Consider the following 20,485-nt stretch of genomic DNA (forward strand, 5'->3'; position numbering starts at 1 on the left):
CCACTATTTCTAGGATAAGGGAACGATTCGAAAACCCTCTACACGACGATAGAAGGTCCTCGAAACATTTCTTACAAGTGTTCACGCGCTTCTTTAGCGGCATTAACCAGCTTGATCAAGCTTTCTTTTGTTTCTTTAATTCCGCGAGTCTTCAAACCACAGTCAGGGTTGATCCAAACTTTGCCACTTGGTACTTTGGCCAAGATTGCTTCAATAGTGTGATCAATTTCACCGTCTTGTGGGACACGTGGTGAGTGGATATCGTAAACCCCAGGTCCAACTTCTGTTTGGAAGTTTTTCGCTTTCAACTCATCCAAGATTTCAAGGTTTGAACGGCTTGCCTCAAATGAGATAACGTCCGCATCCAAGTTGTCGATAGCTGGGATGATATCTGTAAATTCTGAGTAACACATGTGAGTGTGGATTTGGGTGTCTGGTGCTACAGTTGAGTGTACCAAACGGAAGGCTGGAATCGCCCAGTCAAGGTAGTCTTCGTACCAGTCGCTACGACGGAGTGGCAATTTTTCACGAAGAGCAGCCTCGTCGATTTGGATGATTTTCACTCCTGCAGCTTCAAGGTCAAGAACTTCATCCTTGATGGCAAGAGCGATTTGAAGAGTAGAATCCTTGATAGAGATGTCTTCACGTGGGAATGACCAGTTAAGGATGGTCACAGGTCCAGTCAACATACCTTTAACCGGTTTGTCTGTACGGCTTTGTGCGTAGCTAGACCATTTCACAGTGATTGGGTTAAGACGAGTTACATCACCCCAGATGATTGGTGGTTTCACTCCACGCATACCGTATGATTGTACCCAACCGTTTTTAGAGAAGAGGTAACCAGACAAGTTTTGACCGAAGTACTCAACCATGTCGTTCCGCTCGAATTCACCGTGTACAAGTACGTCAAATCCAACTTCTTCTTGCCATTTGATCCATTCGTCGATCGTTTCAGCAAGGAAAGCATCGTATTCTTCTTGTGTCAATTCACCCTTACGGAAGGCCAAACGTTTAGCACGTACTTCCTTAGTTTGAGGGAATGAACCGATGGTAGTTGTTGGAAGTGCTGGAAGCTTGAAGGCTTCTTTTTGGATTTCTTCACGTTCTGCGAAAGCTGGCAAACGAGTGTAGTCTGCTTCTGTCAAGGCTGCGATACGAGCATGAAGTTCAGCATTTGCTCCAACGCGTTCTGTTGCAAAGAGTTCTTTGTTGGCAGCAAGAGCTTCTGCCCCTTGACCATTGCGGATGGCATCCAAGTCACGCAATTCACCCAATTTTTCAACCGCAAAGGCGAAGTGGTTCAAAATAGCTGGTTCAAAATCTTCGTTAGCCGTTGTAAATGGCACATGAAGAAGGGAGCAAGAAGTCGTCAAGACAACCTTTTCAGCTGGAACTTGATCTAAGATTTCCAAGCTCTTTTCATAGTTGTTGCGCCAGATGTTTTTCCCATTCACAATACCAGCATAAAGGGTCTTATCAGCTGGGAAGCCACCTTTCACCAATTCAAGCGTTTTCTTCCCTTCAACAAAGTCAAGACCGATACCATCTACTGGCAAGTTTACAAGGTCATTGTAAACATCACGAACATCACCAAAGTAAGTTTGGATCAAGACTTCAAGACCTTTCTTGTCAGCCAAGAGTTTGTTGTAGAGGTTCAAGAAGAGAGCTTTTTCTTCAGCTGACAAATCTTTGACAAGAGCTGGCTCATCGAGTTGAATACGAGTCGCACCAAGCTCAGCCAATTTGGCAAAGACTTCTTGATAAGCAGCAACCAAGCTGTCGACGAAGTCTTCAGCTTTCACACCATCTTCAAAGTCAGATAATTGAAGGAAAGTGAATGGTCCAACGACTACTGGACGAGTGTTGATCCCCAATTCTTTAGCTTCTTGGTACTCATCAAAAATCTTGTGACCAGCCAATTTCACTTCTGTTGTTTTTTCAAATTTAGGAACGATGTAATGGTAGTTGGTGTTGAACCATTTTTTCATTGGAAGGGCACGGACATCCCCTTTTTCACCTTGGTAACCACGCGCCAAAGCGAAGTATTGTTCAAGATCTGTCAAATCCAAGTTTTGAACAGATGCAGGCACGACGTTGAAAAGGAAGGCTGCATCAAGGAAATTGTCGTAATGTGAGAAGTCATTTGAAGGAATCTCTGAGATGCCTTGTTCTTTAACGATATTCCAATGTTTAGCACGCAAGTCTTTAGCAGCTGCCAAGAGCTCGTCTGCTGAGATTTCTTTTCTAAAGTATTTTTCAGTTGTAAATTTTAATTCACGGAATTCACCCAAACGTGGGAAACCGATAATTGTAGTTGACATGTTGTGTCCTCCAAAAATTCTAATTGACACTATCATATCAGAAGATAGCCGTCTTGTATAATTGCTTTTACACGAATTTTGATATAGCCAAAAACTATAACACGGATTTAATGGGCCTTGAGACCAGAGATTAAAAGCAAAAACTAGGACTTCTTATAAAGATTTCCTATAGCCCAAGCGTCCCTGAACCATTTCTGAGCGGATTTTGAGCGGATTCTGCTAGAAGAACAGCCCCTAAAAACTAAAGAAGGCCTTCTCTACTGAGAAAGACCTGCTTCTACGAGGAAGTAATTTCCTCTATTTTTCTTACTTTTATTAGGCTAGTTTGACACAGAAGGCATCCCAAGGGGCTAACTTGCCTGATTCGAGGACTTGTTCTACCTTGGTATTGGCAATGAGAACCTCTTCAACCCCATTGACGAGCGGTAACTCTTGCTCTTGACTGGAGAGATTGACAACCACCAGATAGGCTTGCTCTCCTTCTACCCGCTTGTAGGCAAAAACCTTGTCTGTTGCGTCCACCAATTCATAATCAGCGGTCACAAGCCAAGGGTACTCTTTTCTCAAAGCAATGAGGGCTTGGTAGGTATAGAAAATAGAGTCTGGATCTGCTAGGGCAGCCTCTACATTGATCTCTTTGTAGTTTGGGTTGACAGCAAGCCATGGTTGACCTGTCGTAAAGCCAGCTTCTGCTTCATCATTCCACTGCATCGGTGTCCGCGCATTGTCCCGACCAATATGGCGGATCTGATCCATGATCACTTCGAGTGGCACTCCTTTTTCCAAGGCTTCATGGGCATAGTTGATTGACTCGATATCTTCTACATCCTCGAGGGTCTTAAATGGATAATTGGTCATCCCGATTTCTTCCCCTTGATAGATATACGGAGTCCCCTTCATCAAGTGTAGCAGAATTGCTAAAGCCTTGGCAGATTTGACACGGTAGTCGCCATCATCCCCCCAAGTTGACACAATCCGTGGGAGATCGTGGTTGTTCCAAAAGAGGGAATTCCAGCCTTCGTCTTTTCCTAATTCCGTCTGCCACTTGGTGAAAATTTCTTTCAATTTTGGCACATCCAATTCTTTAGAGTAGTGCCATTTTGGTTGACCCGGTTGGTATTGAAGACCAATGTGTTCAAATTGGAAGACCATGGACAATTCTTGATTTTTTGGATTGGAATATTGCTTAGCAATCTCTGGAGTCGCCCCCCAAGTTTCTCCCACGGTGAGCAGATCCTTATCGCCAAAGGTAGCTTGATTCATTTCCTTCAAATAAGGATGGAGCATGGGACCATTGCTGATGATTTCCTGATCTGGGATCTTACCGATCATATCGATGACATCCATACGGAAGCCACCAATTCCCTTGTCAATCCAGAAATTCATCATGTCATAGATCTGATGACGAAGCTCCTCGTTTTCCCAGTTGAGGTCTGGTTGCTTCTTACTGAAGTTATGCAGGTAGTATTGGCCTGATGCTTCATCAAATTCCCAAGCAGAGCCACTAAAAGCAGAAATAATGCCATTGGGCTCATCCCGCCAAATATAGAAATCCCGCTTTGGACTGTCTGGATTTTCACGTGCTTCGATAAACCAAGCATGCTCATCAGAGGTATGGTTGACTACCAAGTCCATAATGATTTTGATCTTGCGTTTCTGACCTTCTGCGATCAATTCTTCCATATCTTCCATGCTACCAAAGATGGATGCAATATCCTCGTAATCCGAGATGTCATAGCCGTTATCATCCATGGGACTCTTGTAGACTGGTGAGAGCCAGATCGCTGTAATCCCTAATTTTTCCAAGTAGTCTAGCTTGCTCGTGATCCCCTTGAGATCCCCGATGCCATCGCCATTACTATCCTTGAAACTCTTTGGATAAACTTGGTAAATTACGGCATTATGCCACCATTTTTGTTCCATTTTTTCTTCTCCTTTATGATTGTGAAATCACTTTCATCATACAAAAATAGGGGTAAAATTGCAAGAATTTACAAGTCTTCATTCTCTTCACTGGAATAAATCACTTCAAAGAGACGTTGACGCAAACCTTCCTCTAAAGGCGTAATGATCTTCATCAACTGTTTCCAATCCTTGGCTGTTGAACAAGCCGCAAATAATTCATTCTTCCTATCGTAGGCCAGGTTGGCAGATTTCAAGAACTCAAACATCCGATCTTCTTTTGCAGTAGGACGCGATTGCAGCTCACCCATCGCAATCTCCTGACTGTGATTGTCCACTAAGATAGGGGTTGTCTCTAAGGTATGGAGGAAGAACCGGTGCTGTCTCTTTTCAGGAAGCAGCGTTCGATCACCTGTTAAATCCAGCTTAATCTTTCTTTCATCCCAATTGACAGTTAGGCGGGTTTCAACCCTGTTATCTCCTTCTCCTTCAACGAGTACGAAGGAACGATTGTCACCTGGGAAAAGATGCCAGTCCAGCATTTCTGGGAGCTCTACCCCTGTCTGCGGTTGTGCATCCATAGGGATGATGGCTCCTGCACGCGCAAAGACCGGAATATCCTGGCTAGCTCTAAAGACTGTAAGCTTGCCTTTTCCTTCGTACTTCCAATCATGGAAGAAATCATACCAAACTCCGTCTGGGAACCAAACACTCACAGAAGCACTATGATAGACAGGATCCAGAGCCTCTGTAATTGGGGCCACCATGAGTTCACTGCCATAGAAATATTGATTTTTAGCCTCATAAGCCTCTTCTTCGTTTGGGTAATGGTAATAGAGAGGTTGAACCAAAGGCAGGCCTTCTTCGTGCGTCGCCACATTCATGGTGTAGAGATAAGGCAGTAAGCTATGGCGCAGGCGCAAATACTGCTTCATCAAGCGACAGGTCTCAGACGAGTAAAACCACGGTTCCTTGCTGTTAAAGGCATTACAAGAACTATGAAGACGATTGATCGGGCTAAAAACCCCAAACTGCAACCAACGAAGAGCCAAGTCTTCATCATAGTAGCCCCGCATATGGCCACCGATATCATGACTCCACCAGGTGTAGCCGATATTGGAAGCTGTGCTAGTAAAATAGGGTTGAAAGGCTAGGGATTCCCAAGTCACAATAGTGTCCCCTGAAAAACCAATCGGATACCGATGGCTGCCGGGACCCCCATATCGTGATAAGATGAGACCAGCTTGGCCTTTTCGGCAATTATCTACATAATGATAGTGATTTAACAACCAAAGGGGATCCATCTTGCCATGACTACCTTGCTGCCAATCAATCCACCAAAAGTCCACTCCTTGATCTTCCAAAGGATGGTGGACATCTTCGAAATAAGCTTCGCGAAAGGCTGGACTATAAAAGTCAAAGCTAGCCGCTTCTTCTTTTTCAGCATCCAGTCCCAAGCGTTTTGCGACCATGGGATAAGCATCTTCAAAGGCGCGAATTCCATCTGCCGGATGGACATTTAAGGTCACCTTTAAACCACGCTCATGCAGGCCATTTAAGAAGGCAGCTGGATCGGGAATCAAATCCCGGTTCCAACTATAGCCCGTCCAACCACTTCCAAAGCGAGCAGGAATCGCCGTCTTGTGCCAGTCCATATCGATCACACTGACTGCAAGAGGCACCCCTTCTGCTTTGAAACGATCCATCAAATCTGTATACTCCTGACTGGTATAAGGCCAATACCGACTCCACCAGTTTCCCAGAGCATAACGTGGCAAGAGGGGTGGCTGTCCTGTCAGATGGTAAAAATCTTTTAAGGCGCCTAGATAATCGCGCCCATAACCGAAGAAATACAGATCCACTTCTGGACATGGCCGTGCTCTAAATCCGCTTTCGACATCATACAAGTAGGAAGCGGAATCGTCTAAAAGAGCATAACCGGCCTTGCTCAAGATCCCATCTTGCAACTCCATAGCCCCATCGACCTCGTCAAGTGTCCGACTGGTCCCCTTTAAGGTCTCCGGCTGATCTCCATAGTGCCACCGGCTCCCATAGACTGCATACTGACCCTTGAGCTCGATAAAAAGCCGATCCGGTGTAAAAGGTCCCTTTTCAAAATGGAGGTGGAGATGCTCCGTATGAAGATCGAGGACCTCTTCTGTCTCTACGACCTCACAGGCTACAGGTCCAAAATCACGATTTTGCACAACTTGCGTCTGACCATCCTCAAAAACACCATCCTCTGAGTATTCCAAGCGCACCAAAGATTCCGTTAATACGGAGATTCGGTAGTTCTCTCCCTGTATCACTGATCCTGCCATTTGTCTTTCCTCCTCTTTTTATCTACTTCGCCTTACTGTGTAAACGTTTACGATTTTACTATAGCACTCAAAAAAAGGCCTGTCAACACCTGACAGAGCCTTTCCTAAAATTTTATAAGATCAACTTCCCCAATGAATCAAGAGATACATGAGACTCGATCCAAACATATCTGCCAAGGCATGCATGAGGAAAAATGGCAAGAGATTCTTGACGACCTTGAGGACGGACGTTAGGTGAAATTATCCAGTGGATGATTTCAGCAATCCAGGAAGTTCTATGACTAAATTAAGATACAGAGGGCGTCTGCGGAGTAAAAATTAAAAATCATTTTTCTGCAGAATCATTTCACCTATTTCAGTTAAAAAATAGGTGATCAACATTCTGAGGCTGGGACAAAAGTCCTAGCCTCAGAATTGTTTTTGGATTGTTGAGCAAGACGCAGTGGTTGAGTGGGCTCTACTACGCTGATTTCATCAGCTTTTACAGCCATACTCAACTGTGCGGAGGTGGGACGACGAAATCGAATTCTAATGAATTACCGATTTCTGTCCCACTCTCAATTACACGATTAGTCTAACAAGTCTTGGATTCTATCCAGATACTGGTTGTCTGTCACCGCCATCACGCGCACCCCTTCTGGCCAGATAAAGTCGGGAGCAATCTGAATATGAAGCGGTTGATCTTCCGCATCTCGATAACCAATAATGTTGAGATGGTACTCCTCTCTGACAGCCAAGTCCTGAAGACTTTTTCCTACCCAGCTGGATGGAACCGTAAACTCGACTACTACCACTTCTTCATCCAACTGGAAAACTTCAATCCGGTGTTGGAAAAGAACCATTTTGGCGAGGGACATGCCTGCTTCTACCTCTGGCAGGATGACCAAATCAGCCCCAATCTTTTCCAGAATTTCTTTGGTCACTTCATTTTTGACCTTGGCAATGACGTGCTCGACACCTAGTGCCTTACAGTGCATGACAGCCAGCACACTGGACTCCAGGTTTTCACCCGTCGCGATCACGACTGTGTCACAGTTCCCAATATCTGCTGCATCCAAGAGGTCCAACTCCGTAATGTCTCCAACAATTCCAGTCGTAATCATGGATTCATATTGGTTGATCACATCTGCGTGATCATCAATCGCAACAATATCCACATCCTGGTCTTGCAGGGTTTTCAGGACACTCTGTCCAAAAATTCCTAATCCTAAAATTCCAATGGTTCGATTTGCCATAAGTTTCTCCTATCCGATAATGATGTCTGCTTTAGCATATTGCAAGGCATCTGCCTTCTTAGCTTTGTAATTGTTCAAACTGACCATGAGGGTCAAGGGGCCGATCCGACCGATAAACATAAGCACCATGATGATCCCCAGCCCTGCTCCATTTAAGGTCGAGGTCACATTGGCTGTCACGCCTACTGTCGCTAGAGCCGATACTACCTCAAAGACCAGGTACAAAAAGCGTTGACCATCCGGAGTCACGAGACAAAGGCCAAAGAGTCCAAGGAGAAAAGTCAACTGGAAAATCACTGCCGTCCCCAAAGAGCGTTGGACCAAGTCTGGTGCGATGGTGCGCTTACCCAGGTTGGTATGTGGCAAGCCGAGCAACTCTTTGCGCGCTAAGAGAATCAGCACCAAGAAGGTGGTGATCTTCATCCCCCCTGCTGTCCCGCCTGGTGCCCCACCTAGGAACATCTGTAAGAGATAGATAAAGAGCGTCACTGGCCGGACTGCTGTATAATCCAACGAGGCAAAACCAGCCGTCCGCATACTGACAGTTTGGAAGAAGCTGACCAAGATCTTCTCTCCTAACGGAAGGGACCCAATCGTTGCTGGATTATTAAACTCGGTCATAAGACTAGTCACTGTCCCAAAGAGAAGGATCGCCGCCGTTAACCAGAGAACCACCTTGGTATGGAAGCGAAGAGTTCGCCGCCCTGATTGATTGCGGGCCTTGGTGGCTAGGTCAAACCAGACCATGAAGCCCAAGCCCCCAGTAATAATAAGGGCAGACAAGGTCAGATTGACCAACCAATCGGTCTGGAAGCTCATCATACTATCGCCTCCAAAATTATCAAAGCCCGCATTACAAAAGGCCGAGACCGCAACAAAGATGGAGTTAAAGATCCCATGCCCCCAGCCAAAGCGAGGGATAAAGCGGGTCATGAGGAGCAAGGCCCCCACCCCTTCGATGGTAAAGGTGGTAATGAAGATGGAGCGGACAAAACGGGCTAAGCTCTGGTTATTGCTAAAGCTAAAGCTGTCCCGGATGGTCTGTCGGTCCTTGTAGCTGAGCTTTTGACGACCTTCCATAAAGAAGAGACCGATAAAGGTCAAGATCCCTAGGCCTCCGATCTGGATCAAGAGCATACAGATCAATTGCCCCAAACCATTATAGGTCGAAGCCACCGACTGGGTAAAGAGCCCCGTCACACAGACCATGGAGACCGCTGTAAAGAGGTGGTCGATATAGCCTGCTTTTGAGCTCGCTTGCTGGACAAAAGGCAGACTCAATAAGAGCGAGCCCACCAGGATAACCAAGGCAAAGCTGAGAAAGATTCGCCTTGCCGGAGACAGGCTTTTAATTTTGGCCTGCCATTGTTTAAAAAATAATTTGACTAACATAGCTTCATTGTATCATAAAAAGTGAAAAGACCTACAAGTGATGAACCATCTCTAGGCACAATTCTAGGGCCTTCTCAAAAGCTTCAGCCCCCCAGTCACGCTGGTCATAATTTTCTAGGTCTGCAAGAGAATCTGCGGTAAATAGGAGCAAGCCCCAAACTGCATCACGAAGCTGGGCGACTGCTGCAAGTGAGGCACACTCCATCTCCACAACACGACACCCTTCTTCAATGCGATAGGCCACCTTGTCAGGTGTTTCTCTATAAAAACCGTCCGTCGACCAGGTCATGACCTCTTGATAAGGAATATCTTTTCCTTTCAAGACAGTTTCAATGGCGGTCAGTGCACGACTATCCACTTCGATATAACGGGAGGGCGCGACATAATGGTAACTGGCTCCCTCATCTCGCAAGGCCTTGGTCGGGATTAAAAAAGCATTTTCTTCTATATCCACCAAGACCCCACAGCTACCCGCGGAAATGATCTTCTTCACTCCATAGCCAATCAACCAATCCATGAATTGGGCAGCAGCTGCAGAGCCAACTGGTGCTTGCGCCAAGCAGATTTCCTCTCCTTGGTGCTCCATGACATAGACCGGATAGGTCTTGGTAGCTGAGACAAAGCTAGCTACTTGTTTGGCTCCAACAGCTTCCGCAAAGCGATCAATCTCATCTTCCAAGAAAGCATAGATGCATTTTTCAGGTAGGTGCAGGTCTAACCCCTCATGGGTCGGCATAAGGACTGCCTGCGGGTTGTCATCAAACTCTAAAATAGGAATTTCATGTTTATGGATCATTCCTTCTCCTTTTTGACGGGTATTTCTTTAATGACACGGGCTGGATTTCCTGCAAGGACCACATTGTCTCCAAAGGATTTTGTGACCACTGCTCCTGCGCCAGCGACCACATTGTCACCCAGCGTCACACCAGGAAGAATGGTGACCCCTCCTCCCGCCCAGAAGTTGTCTCCTATCGTAATCGGCGCCCCGTATTCGAGACCAGAATTGCGCTCATCTGGATCCAGTGGGTGCAAGGGCGTCAAAAATTGGCAATTGGGACCAATCATGGCATTATTGCCGATCGTAATGGGACAAATGTCCAACATGGTCAAATTGTAATTGGCATAGAAATTTTCTCCCAGATGGATGTTGACCCCATAATCTACAAGAACCTGACGATTGAGATAGAGGTTTTCACCGGTTGATCCAAACCACTCTTTGATGATAGCTGCCCCTTTTTTAGGATCCACCTCTTGGTTAAAAGCTTCTTGTTTCTCCCGAGAGGCTTGGGCCAAAGCCCGCAATTCAAGGTCCGCAGGTTTATAAAAATCACCTGCAATCATTTTTTCATATTCACTGGCCATAAGGAAACCTCCACGTTATTTTGACATATTATAGCAGAATTCCCCCTTTAAAACAAACGTCAGAATAAGGTTTGTAAGAAAAAAGATCATAAACACTTAAAAACACTTAACAAAACTTGCATCCGCTTACAAAATAATGTACAATAAAGAAAAGAACAGAAATAAGGAGCGAATTCATGTACCAGGAACAACGGCTCGAAAAAATCCTAGAACTTTTAGAAGAGCGAAAACAGCTATCAGCTAAAGAAATGGTCGACTATTTCAAGGTCTCAAAAGATACTATTCGCAGAGACTTTGCTCTCCTTAGCCAACGCCAGCTGGTTCGTAGGACCCATGGTGGACTCCTCCCCTTAAACAAAGAACCCGGCCCTTCTTACCTAGACCGTAGTCAGAAAGCCAACAAGGAAAAGACTGCTATGGCTCAAAAGGCCCTGCAATTGATCCAAGATGGACAAGTGATCTTTCTCGACGTTTCCACCTCGATGACCCTGCTTGCTGGCTTGCTTAATAAGGAAGTCACAGTCTATTCGCATTCCCTTGACAATGCCATCCAGCTCAGTAGCCATTCCCAGGTTGACTTTCATCTTTTAGGAGGGAAATTCTACCCTAAAAACCGCTTCTACTATGACGCGAATCAAGCACAAATACTGGACAATCTTCGCTTTGATCTCGCTTTTTTTGGAGCAAGTAGCTTAGCCAATGGCGAAGTCACCTTTGAAGATGCTGAAGACGTTACAGTCAAATCCCTCGTCTTTGAACGGGCTCGTACCAAGGTGCTGGTGGCAGAAAGCAGCAAGTTCTCCCAAAATGCCAACTACTATCTTGCTCGTCTCAAGCAATTTGATTATTGGATTACCGACCAAAAACCAAGCCCTGAAATCCTTAAACAAGTCGGCAACGAAACCACTATTCTCTATTAGGAGGTAATCTTTATGTCTCACATTCGTCTCATCATCAGCGATATCGATGGCACCATCTTAAATGACCACCATCAGATCGATCCACAGTTAGCATCATTGATCCCGGATTTAAAGCGTGAAAAGATTCCTTTCGTGCTGGCCTCTGCTCGCTCTCCAAAAGGGATGGCACCCATTGCCAAAGAGCTCGGCATAGAAGACTGTCCTATGGCCTGCTACAATGGAGCCTTGATCCAAAAAGGAGAGCAGGTTCTGTTTGAGCATCCCTTAGACAAGATTGAAGCCCGTCAATTTATTGATTGGGCCAACCAACACTTTCCTCAGGTTTCGATCAACCTCTATAGTGGAAAAGACTGGATGACCGATCATCTCGACCAATGGAGCCAAGAGGAGGCCCGGATTACAGGAGAAAAACCTATCATTCTTCCCCTATTGGATCCTTTACTGGATGCGACAAAGCCCCTCCACAAATTGCTCTTAATTGGGGAAGCAGAAGAGATCCAAGCCCTCTATCGTGCTATTTCTACCGACGACTTCCCTTCTACCGCCTTTTATCTCTCCAAAGCCAACTACCTAGAAGTCACGGCTAAGCACGTCTCTAAAGAGGATGCTCTGGTTGAACTCGCCAACCACTACCACTTGATCTTAGAAGAAGTCCTCACCATGGGGGACAACTTCAATGACCTTCCTATGCTCAAAAAAGCAGGCATCGGGGTCGCTATGGGCAACGCTCCTCAAGAGGTGAAAGACGGAGCAGCAGTCGTGACAAAGACCAACAATGAAAACGGGGCTGGGCAAGCGGTTGAAACCTATGTCCTGATTTAGAAACATAAATAAAGTGACTAGCTAGTATTTTTTACGACTAAAAAATATAGTATAAATGCCGATAAAATAAGGATTCCTGCAAATTTGTGGGAATCCTATTTTCTTTCGTATGCATTGTATAATTAAATCATTTTATGTATATTTTACTTATTCAGCTTTTTATTAATAATTAGAGATATAAAAAGCTCGTAAACCCTTGATTATTATACCGTTGACAAGCTTTTCAAAAACCTGTATGATAGAAAAAAGTTTATTAAAAAGGGGACGTATTTTGAAAAAATATACTATTTCACGTAAACAAACTTTAACTTTAGCTTCCGTTGTTTTAGGAACTGTCTTCACAGGAACGACTATTGCTTCTGCTGATGACGTTGCACCTGCAACAACCCAAGCTGCTCCTACAGCTACTACAGCAACAAAATCACCTATCACTACTGCAACAGAAGAAATCAACGCCAAAGCCAATACACCAGTTGTTCCTGCTGATAAAGCAAAAACTGGAGATGTCATCGCTGTGGACGTTAAAAAAACTGGCCCATCTGCTAAAACAGACGGCGCAGACACAACCACTACTTCAACAGCAACCATCAAAACCACTAGCTTAGCCGATCAAGACACACCTGTGGGCACTTCAAAACCAGTCTCTTCAACTAAGACAGCTACATCCACAAAAGAAACAGCTGACTACACTGAGACAACTACAGAAACAGTCAATAAAACAACTGTAGTCGAAGTGACAAAAGAAGCAGATGTCATCAATAAAAAAGAAGTCCAAGCAACATCCGACATCGTCTTTGTCATTGATAAATCAACTTCGATGGATTCACATATCAATGATACAATGAAGAACGTTGAGACCTTTGTTCGTAATTTATCTGCAAAAAATATCCAAGCACGCTTGGGATTGGTTGCATTTGAACGATCAGATCGTATACAATACTTTGATTTTAACGGATCAAAATTCACAACGGATCCAGAAAGTTTTATTTCTGCTCTGAAAACTATCAAAACCTATGGTGGTTATGAAAACACCACTGTTCCATTGCGCCACATCGCTACTTCAGAGGACTACAACTGGGGCACCGGAACAAACAATCATCGATTTGCATTCGTCATTACAGACGAGCCAATCGATATGAATACTCCATATAAGAATCCTCTCCCATCAAAAGAAGAAACTCTTCAATCATTGAAGGCAGCGAATATTTCCTTAACAGTTGTAGGACGCACAGTAGACCAGTCTGACTTTGCTCCATTGGTCAATGGGACAAATGGTCTTTACCTAGATATCCGCAAAAATTTTGGTGACTTGTTGAACGTTCAATTTGCCAATAAAGTCGTTGAAACCGTTCAAAAAGGTCGTGTCTTCAAGGTACAAACAGACAAATATGAGTTGATTTCAAAAACTCATCGCGTGGCGAAAGCAAAACCACAAACACCTAGCATCCAAACGCCTGCAACACCGACTCCTACTCCTCAAAAACCGGCTGTTGTAACCCCTGTGAAACCGGCTGTATTCACACCAGCTAAAAACGAGCCTGCCAAAACAGCAGTCTATATCGCACCTGCAGCTCTTCCTCAAAAAGAAGCAAGTCTTCCAAATACAGGAAGCAAGACCTCAATTGCCTTGACAACTCTTGGCCTTGGTCTTCTTAGCATGAGTGCTGCCTTTGGCCTCTCTCGTAAAACAAAGAAAGACTAACATGAAAAGCCTAATTAGTTGATGAACTGCACCTCAAAAGTTAGACAGAAAAATTCTAATTTTTGGGGTGTTTTATTATGAGATTTAGTTATAAAGACAAAATCCCAATCTATGAACTAAAAAAGCAATCAAAAAATATGGGGTAAACCTTTCAAATCTTAGATCCTTCATCTGATTGAATTCTATTCTCAACTAAGTGTTGTTCTTGAATTTGGGCTTCAATGTAAACGCTCTATCTCCAACTCTAGATGTGCTATAATCTAGTTAATAGTAACAAGGAGGTTCTCCTATGAATTCCTATAAAATCAGCTTATTCCGACTTGGTATGCTCTTACCAGCGTATTTAATTTTTAATTATGTTTATTCTATCATTTATAACTCTGCAGGATTTGCTTTTACAATTTTGTGGCCGATATATTACTTATCCTTTGTGATGATTCTGCTAGGAAATATTTTTATCTTTAGAGATCTCTCAAAAATAAAATCATCCGTCGAAGATGATGGGTTTATTCAAAAGACTTCTACTATACAGTTAGTTCTAGCTACAATTGGAGCTTTCATACAAATAATAGGTTTTCCCCTTAATTACATCGAAAACTATTCCCTACTAGCTAGCGCCAGTATTGTCTACTCTATTATCCTCATTATCGGAATTTATCAGAAAGTCATACTTGGGCAAGATAAAGATGTTTCATCTATACTTGGTTTTGTCTTTGGAATTACAGTTCTTTTTCTCTCTAACCTAGTACTACTCACCACTCCTTCTCCAATAGCCAAATACTCTACTTCTTCATTCAGACAAGAATTTCAATCGCTTGGGCTAAAGGGTAAAGTTGAGTTAATTGACCAACATAGAGAGATCGAAGCCTTTAATGGAACAGTATACAAGTTAACATATACTGAATATTTATCTGACGGAACTATTTTAAAAGAAGATACTACCGCAAAAATTCATAAAATAAGCGGAGAACATTTATCAAATTTCTTTCTTCTTTCAGGAACAGATCTTGAAACACTTCTTAATGATAAAGAAAAGGCACTGTTTCACACTGTCAAACAAGATGAATTCAGTTTCTTACTAGATGTATACAAAGAAAGGCCGAATTTCCAACAAGAAGAAGAGCGTATCAAAAATGCTACTGCTGAAAAAATAGATAAACTCTTTGCGACACCAATAACTTCTAGTTTTAAATTTGGAAAATATCCAATAGAAAACTACTATGTTGCAATTATGGCGCAGGCTGTCAGCAATCGAGAAAAAGGAGATTTTGACGCAGCTGGCTTTTATCATATTACAACAAAAGATCTCATGAAAAACAAGGGACTTACTCTCGATTTTGATTGTGACCTTACGAAAATCAAGGCAGAAAATGGTAGTCCTTTAGATACCTTTAAGGAAAAAATCTTATCTTTACCAAAAAATTCATTTTCCGATGGAATCTATAACATCAGTTGTTCTTATGATGAAAATGGAATAAAAAAGAAAGTTACCTGCCCATTTGTTGTTGAAGATGGTGTGGGACACTTTGAAGAGGATGTCATCGAAGGAAATCAAACAAATTAGTTATTTTTGATACTAAAACAGGCAATACTGATACGACTTCTACTATCTGCAACCCTCGTAAAAAAGCCTAATCAAATGATTAGGCCTTTTTCAATCTCTATTTCAAAAACTCTACCATCCATTGCTCGAGGCAATCCATAAACCGTTGGACAGCTGGTGATATCTTTTCTTTTTTAGGGAGAGCCATGCCAAGAGAAACGTAGCGCTTGGGACTGAGAGGAACTTGTGCCACTTCTTCTTTCCAGTCTCTTGCAATCATGGCTTGGTTAAAGCTGACTCCTAGACCAGCCTTGACCATCTGATAGGTCGTAAAGCCGTCCTTGGTGGTGAATCTGGTCTGCAAATTAAGGCCTTCTTGCTGGATTAAGCGGTCTTGGTCTGTATCTTGACCAGGTAAGGTATGGATAAAGTCTTCTGCTTCCAGATCTTTTATCTTGTAAGTCTTTTGTTTAGCCTTGGGATGATTTTTCGGCAACCAAGCCACCAAGGGGTCTCGATACAATTCTTTCCACCTGTACTCTCCACTATCCTGAGGCTCCGCGCACAGACAAATATCGACAGATTTCTCGGCTAGCCACTTGGCGATCTCTTTATTACCACCTTCTAAGAGAGTGATCTGAATGGATGGATAGGTTTCGGAAAAAGCCTGTAAGAGGCTAGGCATCCACATGGAGGACACGCTAAAGTAACAGCCGATTGTGATGGACCCTCGAATGACTCCCTTAATGTCCTCACTGACTTCGAAAGCTACCTGATTGGCAGCCACAATCTCTCTAAAATAGGGTAGCATCAATTGACCGTTTTCCGTTAAGCAAACGCCCTTTTTATTACGGATGAAAATCGGAAACTCCAACTCCTCCTCTAAACTCGAAATCATTCGTGTAATCCCTGACTGGGTATAGTTTAGCTGTTCTGCAGCTGCTGAAAAAGAGCCGGTCTCACTTGCTACTATGACAGCCTGGCATTTACTAGCGTCCATAAGCTCCTCCTTCTTTCTATCTATTCCATTATATCATAGATAAGATGAGTTTTTGCCATTTGTGTTATATCAAAAATTGTTTTAAACTAATAGCATCAACAAAGAAAGAGAAGCAACCAAATGAAAACTCAACTGAATTTCGCCAACGACTATTTACAAGGAGCACATCCTAACATCCTTAAACGGATGATGGAAACCAACCAAGTGGAAATGACAGGTTACGGGACGGACCCCATTACCCAAAGTGCCATCGAACGAATTCGCGAGGCCTGTGCCTGTCCCCAAGCGGAAGTCCGTTTTCTCATGGGTGGGACCCAGACCAATCAAATCATGATTGATAGTCTCCTGCAATCCTATCAAGGAGTGATCGCTGCAAAAACTGGACATGTCAGTGTCCATGAAGCTGGGGCTATCGAGTTTGGTGGCCATAAGGTTCTAGAACTCGACACAGAAGACGGAAAATTGACTGCCCAACAAATCAAAGAAACCATTGAAGATTACTGGGCAGATGGCAACCACGAACACATGGTTATGCCAGGCATGGTTTATATCTCACAACCAACGGAACTGGGAACGCTCTACAGCAAAGCGGAGCTTGAAGCTATTTCACAAGTTTGTAAAGAGAACGCCGTCAAGCTCTTTGTCGATGGAGCCCGTTTGGCCTATGCTCTGGCCTGTCCTGAAAATGATGTGACTCTAGCTGATCTTGCGCGCCTCTGTGATGCTTTTTACATCGGTGGTACCAAGTGCGGGGCCATGTTTGGAGAGGCTGTGGTCATTCCCAATCCTCGTCTTCTTCCTCATATGACCACCATCATCAAGCAACACGGTGCACTCTTAGCCAAAGGCAGACTGCTAGGCATCCAATTTGATGAATTGTTCAAGGACCATTTATATGACACTATTGGTCAAGATGCCATCACCTGTGCCAATCAGATCCGTCAGGCTTGTAAAAAAGCGGGACTCCCTCTCCATTTTGAAAATTCAACCAACCAGATTTTTTGCTTAGTAACTAAAGAGCAAATGGAAAAACTCTCTGAAAAAGTGGTCTTCTCCTTCTGGGAAAAGTATGATGATGAACTAACCGTCATTCGTTTTGCGACCTCCTGGTCCACTCGAAAGGAAGATGTAGAGGCCTTGTGTCAGGTGATTGAGTCACTCTAGGGCCTGAAGGAATCGGTCACCCACCTCATTTATGATATAATAATCCTGATAGAGGGAGGAAACCAATGTTACAAGAACTAGCCTTTACAGGGCAATGGAGACACTATCAAAAACGCGTTCTCGATAAGAGTGACGCTTTTATGGCGGATGGCCACCTGCATTTGGTAGCAGCTCCTGGATCTGGAAAAACAACCCTGGGAATCGAATTTATCAGACGCTTTGGTCAGCCAACCCTGATCTTGGCTCCTACGGTCACCATTCGTCAACAATGGGTGGACCGGATTATCCAGGCATTCCTGAGTGATGAAAGCCAAGCAGAACAACTGATTTCACAAGACTTAAAACATCCTAAGCTGATTACAGTGGCTACCTATCAGGCCCTACACAGTGCCATGAACCAAGTCGTCGGTCAATCACAAGCTGAGGATACCGATGACCAGGCAGAGATTGAAACATTTGATTTCAAAGGCTTTGATATCTTTACTACTTTCAAAGCCATCTCACTTGGAACCCTTTGTTTAGATGAGTGTCATCACTTACGCAATGAATGGTGGAAGAGTTTGGAAGCCTTTCGTCAAGCCTTCCCTGACTTAAAGATGATCTCCCTTACCGCTACTCCTCCCTATGAAGGGGATCCTGCCCTTTGGGAACGCTATATCCGCATGTGTGGTGAGATCGATGAGGAAATTACGGTTCCTGAATTGGTCAAAGAAGACACCCTTTGTCCCCACCAAGACTATGTCTACTTTGCCTTTCCAACCAAGGAAGAGCAAGAGCAATTGGATGCTTTTAGCCAACAAAAAAATGCTCTCTTGCAGCAACTGACTTCCGATCCCCTCTTTTGCCAATACCTCCAAAACTGCCAGGCCTTATCGGGTCAGATCAGCGATGATGAATTGCTCAATGATCCCAAGTATCTCTCTGCTACCCTGATCTTTCTTCGAAGCAAGGGAATCGCCTTCCCAAAACGTTTCCAGGACCTTTTAGGAGCCAAGAAACTACCTGCTTTCACCCTGGACTGGCTTGAAATCCTACTGCAAGGACTGCTCTTTCAGGTACCTCATTGGTACAATCTACCTGAGGAATACGAGAAACAACTGCTTCATGAATTAAAAGCAGCCAGCTTGATCGATCGAAAACAAGTCAAACTGGTCCGCAACAAAAAACAAGACCTTCTGCTCAACCAATCCCTCGGAAAACTCAATGCCGTCCGAGAGATTTTCAAGGCTGAATACCAGGCTCTTGGAAGCCGACTACGCCAACTGGTCCTAACAGACTATATCCGCCAAGACTTTGAAGTTCATCTCGGGGATAAGGACACCCAATTTACTCAATTGGGAGTACTCTCTTATTTCGAATCCATTCGCAGGGAAAGCTTAGAGCAAGCAACTCCTCCTGCCATCGCTGTCTTAACAGGCAGCAGCATCATCATCCCGACGGTCGCTAAGCCTAGATTAGAAGAGCTTCTAGGAGAGAATCGATTGACTTACCAAAGTGTCGGCCAATTATCTCCTGATGACTTTCTCAAGGTTCGCTTGATCGGTTCTCAACATGATTTGGTGACAGCTGTGACCCAGCTCTTTCAAGAAGGGCTTATCCAAGTCGTCATTGGAACCAAGTCACTTCTAGGAGAAGGCTGGGATGCTCCTTGCGTCAACTCCCTAATCCTAGCGAGTTTTGTCGGCAGTTTTATGCTCAGCAACCAAATGCGAGGTCGTGCCATCCGAGTGTGGCCCCAAGATCCAAATAAGACCAGTAATATCTGGCATCTAGTCTCCATCAATCTTTCTCTAAAGAAATGGTATGAAAAGTCCGATCTTGAAAAGGAAGAAATCGAAGCCATCACTGATCAGTTGAAAGAATACAGTCCTGATCTGGAGCTCTTAGAAAGACGGATGAAGCAATTTTTAGGTCTCCATTACAAGGAGCCCTTCATCGAATCCGGTATCGAACGTTTAGCCTTTGACAATATCCGCTATACCAAAAAACAGTTGCAAAAACTCAATGAAGAAACCTTAGAGCGCTCCACTCATCGTCAAGAGCTCCGAGACGGCTGGCAAAAAGCCCTGCCGATTCTGGAGAATATGGAGATTGCAAATGAGGTCCAAGTGGATAAACACTTCCTGCCCCTGGCCCTATTTTTTGACGCCAGAAAGCTAGCTCGTTGGCTGACGGCCGCCGCTTTGACCGATGCTTTCGCCAACCTGATTTACTATTCACATAGAGGAGGGAATACAGCGTCTCTAATTCTTATAGTCGTCTTAGCTGTTCTCGCACTCCTTGCTTGGCTCCGCTACTATCTCTATAAGAGTCCTTATAAACGATTAGAAGTTTTTGGCCAGGCCATTCACCAAGCCCTGCTTCTTTCTGGGCAGATCCAGACTCAAGCAACCCGCATCCAAGTCGTACGAGATCGAAAGGATGCCATCAACACGCTGATTTATTTGAAGGGCGGAACCATGCGGGAGAAGGAACTCTTCTCGCAAACCATAATCGAATTCTTCGCACCGATTGAAAATCAGCGCTATATCTTGAAAGCACAGGAAAAGGTATCCGATCAAACAGAATATTTCGCTGTACCAAGCCTCTTTGACAAACGGAAAGAGGATGCCCAAGCCTTTGTGGAGCAAATCCGAAAGAGTCTGGGCAAGTATGATCTCGTCTATACCCGAAGTGCGGAAGGTCGCGCCATTCTCCTAGATGCTCGCATCAAGGCCTTAGCTAACAAACAAGAGCGTACCTTCTCCAAGAAACAAGTGATGTCGGATTTGAAATAAGAATTTATTTCACAATAAAAGAAA

At 44.1% G+C, this 20,485-nt stretch carries 14 protein-coding genes and 1 pseudogene; 6 read left to right on the top strand and 9 right to left on the bottom strand.

What is annotated here, in order from left to right:
* Positions 1 to 71: 71 nt before the first annotated feature.
* The 8 genes and pseudogenes from metE to HMPREF2704_RS08020 all read right to left on the bottom strand — a co-directional run bounded on the left by metE (position 72) and on the right by HMPREF2704_RS08020 (position 10,533).
* Positions 72 to 2,321: a 5-methyltetrahydropteroyltriglutamate--homocysteine S-methyltransferase gene (gene metE / locus HMPREF2704_RS07990; RefSeq protein ID WP_003004989.1), complete on the bottom strand. Its 2,250-nt coding sequence runs from the start codon at positions 2,319 to 2,321 to the stop codon at positions 72 to 74.
* A 315-nt stretch (positions 2,322 to 2,636) separates the two neighbouring features.
* Entirely contained in the window at positions 2,637 to 4,244 is a 1,608-nt protein-coding gene (locus HMPREF2704_RS07995) for an alpha-glucosidase (RefSeq protein WP_070846172.1), read from the bottom strand.
* A gap of 68 nt (positions 4,245 to 4,312) precedes the next feature.
* The gene (locus HMPREF2704_RS08000) at positions 4,313 to 6,544 is read right to left on the bottom strand and encodes a glycoside hydrolase family 31 protein (RefSeq protein ID WP_070449316.1); all 2,232 of its coding nucleotides are present in this window, start codon (positions 6,542 to 6,544) and stop codon (positions 4,313 to 4,315) included.
* Between the two features lie 120 nt (positions 6,545 to 6,664).
* Positions 6,665 to 6,760 (bottom strand): annotated as a pseudogene (locus tag HMPREF2704_RS11585) (CPBP family intramembrane glutamate endopeptidase); the annotation flags it as partial.
* A 353-nt stretch (positions 6,761 to 7,113) separates the two neighbouring features.
* Entirely contained in the window at positions 7,114 to 7,779 is a 666-nt protein-coding gene (locus tag HMPREF2704_RS08005) for a potassium channel family protein (protein ID WP_023919047.1), read from the bottom strand.
* 9 nt (positions 7,780 to 7,788) lie between these two features.
* Entirely contained in the window at positions 7,789 to 9,171 is a 1,383-nt protein-coding gene (locus HMPREF2704_RS08010) for a TrkH family potassium uptake protein (RefSeq protein ID WP_070449318.1), read from the bottom strand.
* 31 nt (positions 9,172 to 9,202) lie between these two features.
* On the bottom strand, positions 9,203 to 9,967 hold the full coding sequence (locus tag HMPREF2704_RS08015) for a nucleoside phosphorylase (protein ID WP_070846174.1): 765 nt from the start codon (positions 9,965 to 9,967) through the stop codon (positions 9,203 to 9,205).
* Entirely contained in the window at positions 9,964 to 10,533 is a 570-nt protein-coding gene (locus tag HMPREF2704_RS08020; protein ID WP_070846176.1) for a sugar O-acetyltransferase, read from the bottom strand. Before HMPREF2704_RS08020 ends, HMPREF2704_RS08015 begins: the two co-directional genes overlap by 4 nt.
* Before the next feature lie 176 nt (positions 10,534 to 10,709).
* On the opposite strand from HMPREF2704_RS08020, the gene HMPREF2704_RS08025 reads away from it, so the two are divergent.
* The 4 genes from HMPREF2704_RS08025 (at position 10,710) to HMPREF2704_RS08040 (ending at position 15,541) form a co-directional block, all read left to right on the top strand.
* Positions 10,710 to 11,453, top strand: coding sequence for a DeoR/GlpR family DNA-binding transcription regulator (locus HMPREF2704_RS08025; RefSeq protein ID WP_049497955.1), 744 nt, complete (start codon positions 10,710 to 10,712; stop codon positions 11,451 to 11,453).
* A 12-nt stretch (positions 11,454 to 11,465) separates the two neighbouring features.
* Positions 11,466 to 12,275 carry a Cof-type HAD-IIB family hydrolase gene (locus tag HMPREF2704_RS08030; RefSeq protein WP_070588681.1) on the top strand — a complete coding sequence of 270 codons (810 nt, stop codon included), beginning with the start codon at positions 11,466 to 11,468 and terminating at the stop codon, positions 12,273 to 12,275.
* Between the two features lie 271 nt (positions 12,276 to 12,546).
* Positions 12,547 to 13,977, top strand: coding sequence for a vWA domain-containing protein (locus HMPREF2704_RS08035; RefSeq protein WP_256318628.1), 1,431 nt, complete (start codon positions 12,547 to 12,549; stop codon positions 13,975 to 13,977).
* A gap of 289 nt (positions 13,978 to 14,266) precedes the next feature.
* Complete coding sequence (locus tag HMPREF2704_RS08040) at positions 14,267 to 15,541, top strand: hypothetical protein (protein WP_070846181.1); 1,275 nt, start codon at positions 14,267 to 14,269, stop codon at positions 15,539 to 15,541.
* Positions 15,542 to 15,638: 97 nt separating this feature from the next.
* On the opposite strand, the gene HMPREF2704_RS08045 is transcribed toward HMPREF2704_RS08040, so the two are convergent.
* Positions 15,639 to 16,520, bottom strand: coding sequence for a LysR family transcriptional regulator (locus HMPREF2704_RS08045; RefSeq protein ID WP_070846183.1), 882 nt, complete (start codon positions 16,518 to 16,520; stop codon positions 15,639 to 15,641).
* Positions 16,521 to 16,640: 120 nt separating this feature from the next.
* Here HMPREF2704_RS08045 and HMPREF2704_RS08050 point away from each other — a divergent pair, with 120 nt between their 5' ends.
* Together HMPREF2704_RS08050 and HMPREF2704_RS08055 are read left to right on the top strand one after the other, a co-directional pair.
* Entirely contained in the window at positions 16,641 to 17,684 is a 1,044-nt protein-coding gene (locus HMPREF2704_RS08050; RefSeq protein WP_070846185.1) for a threonine aldolase family protein, read from the top strand.
* A gap of 65 nt (positions 17,685 to 17,749) precedes the next feature.
* Positions 17,750 to 20,461, top strand: coding sequence for a DEAD/DEAH box helicase family protein (locus HMPREF2704_RS08055; protein WP_070846187.1), 2,712 nt, complete (start codon positions 17,750 to 17,752; stop codon positions 20,459 to 20,461).
* The last annotated feature ends 24 nt before the right edge of the window (positions 20,462 to 20,485 follow it).

The organism is Streptococcus sp. HMSC076C09 (genome assembly GCF_001837905.1).
Taxonomy (GTDB): domain Bacteria; phylum Bacillota; class Bacilli; order Lactobacillales; family Streptococcaceae; genus Streptococcus; species Streptococcus parasanguinis_I.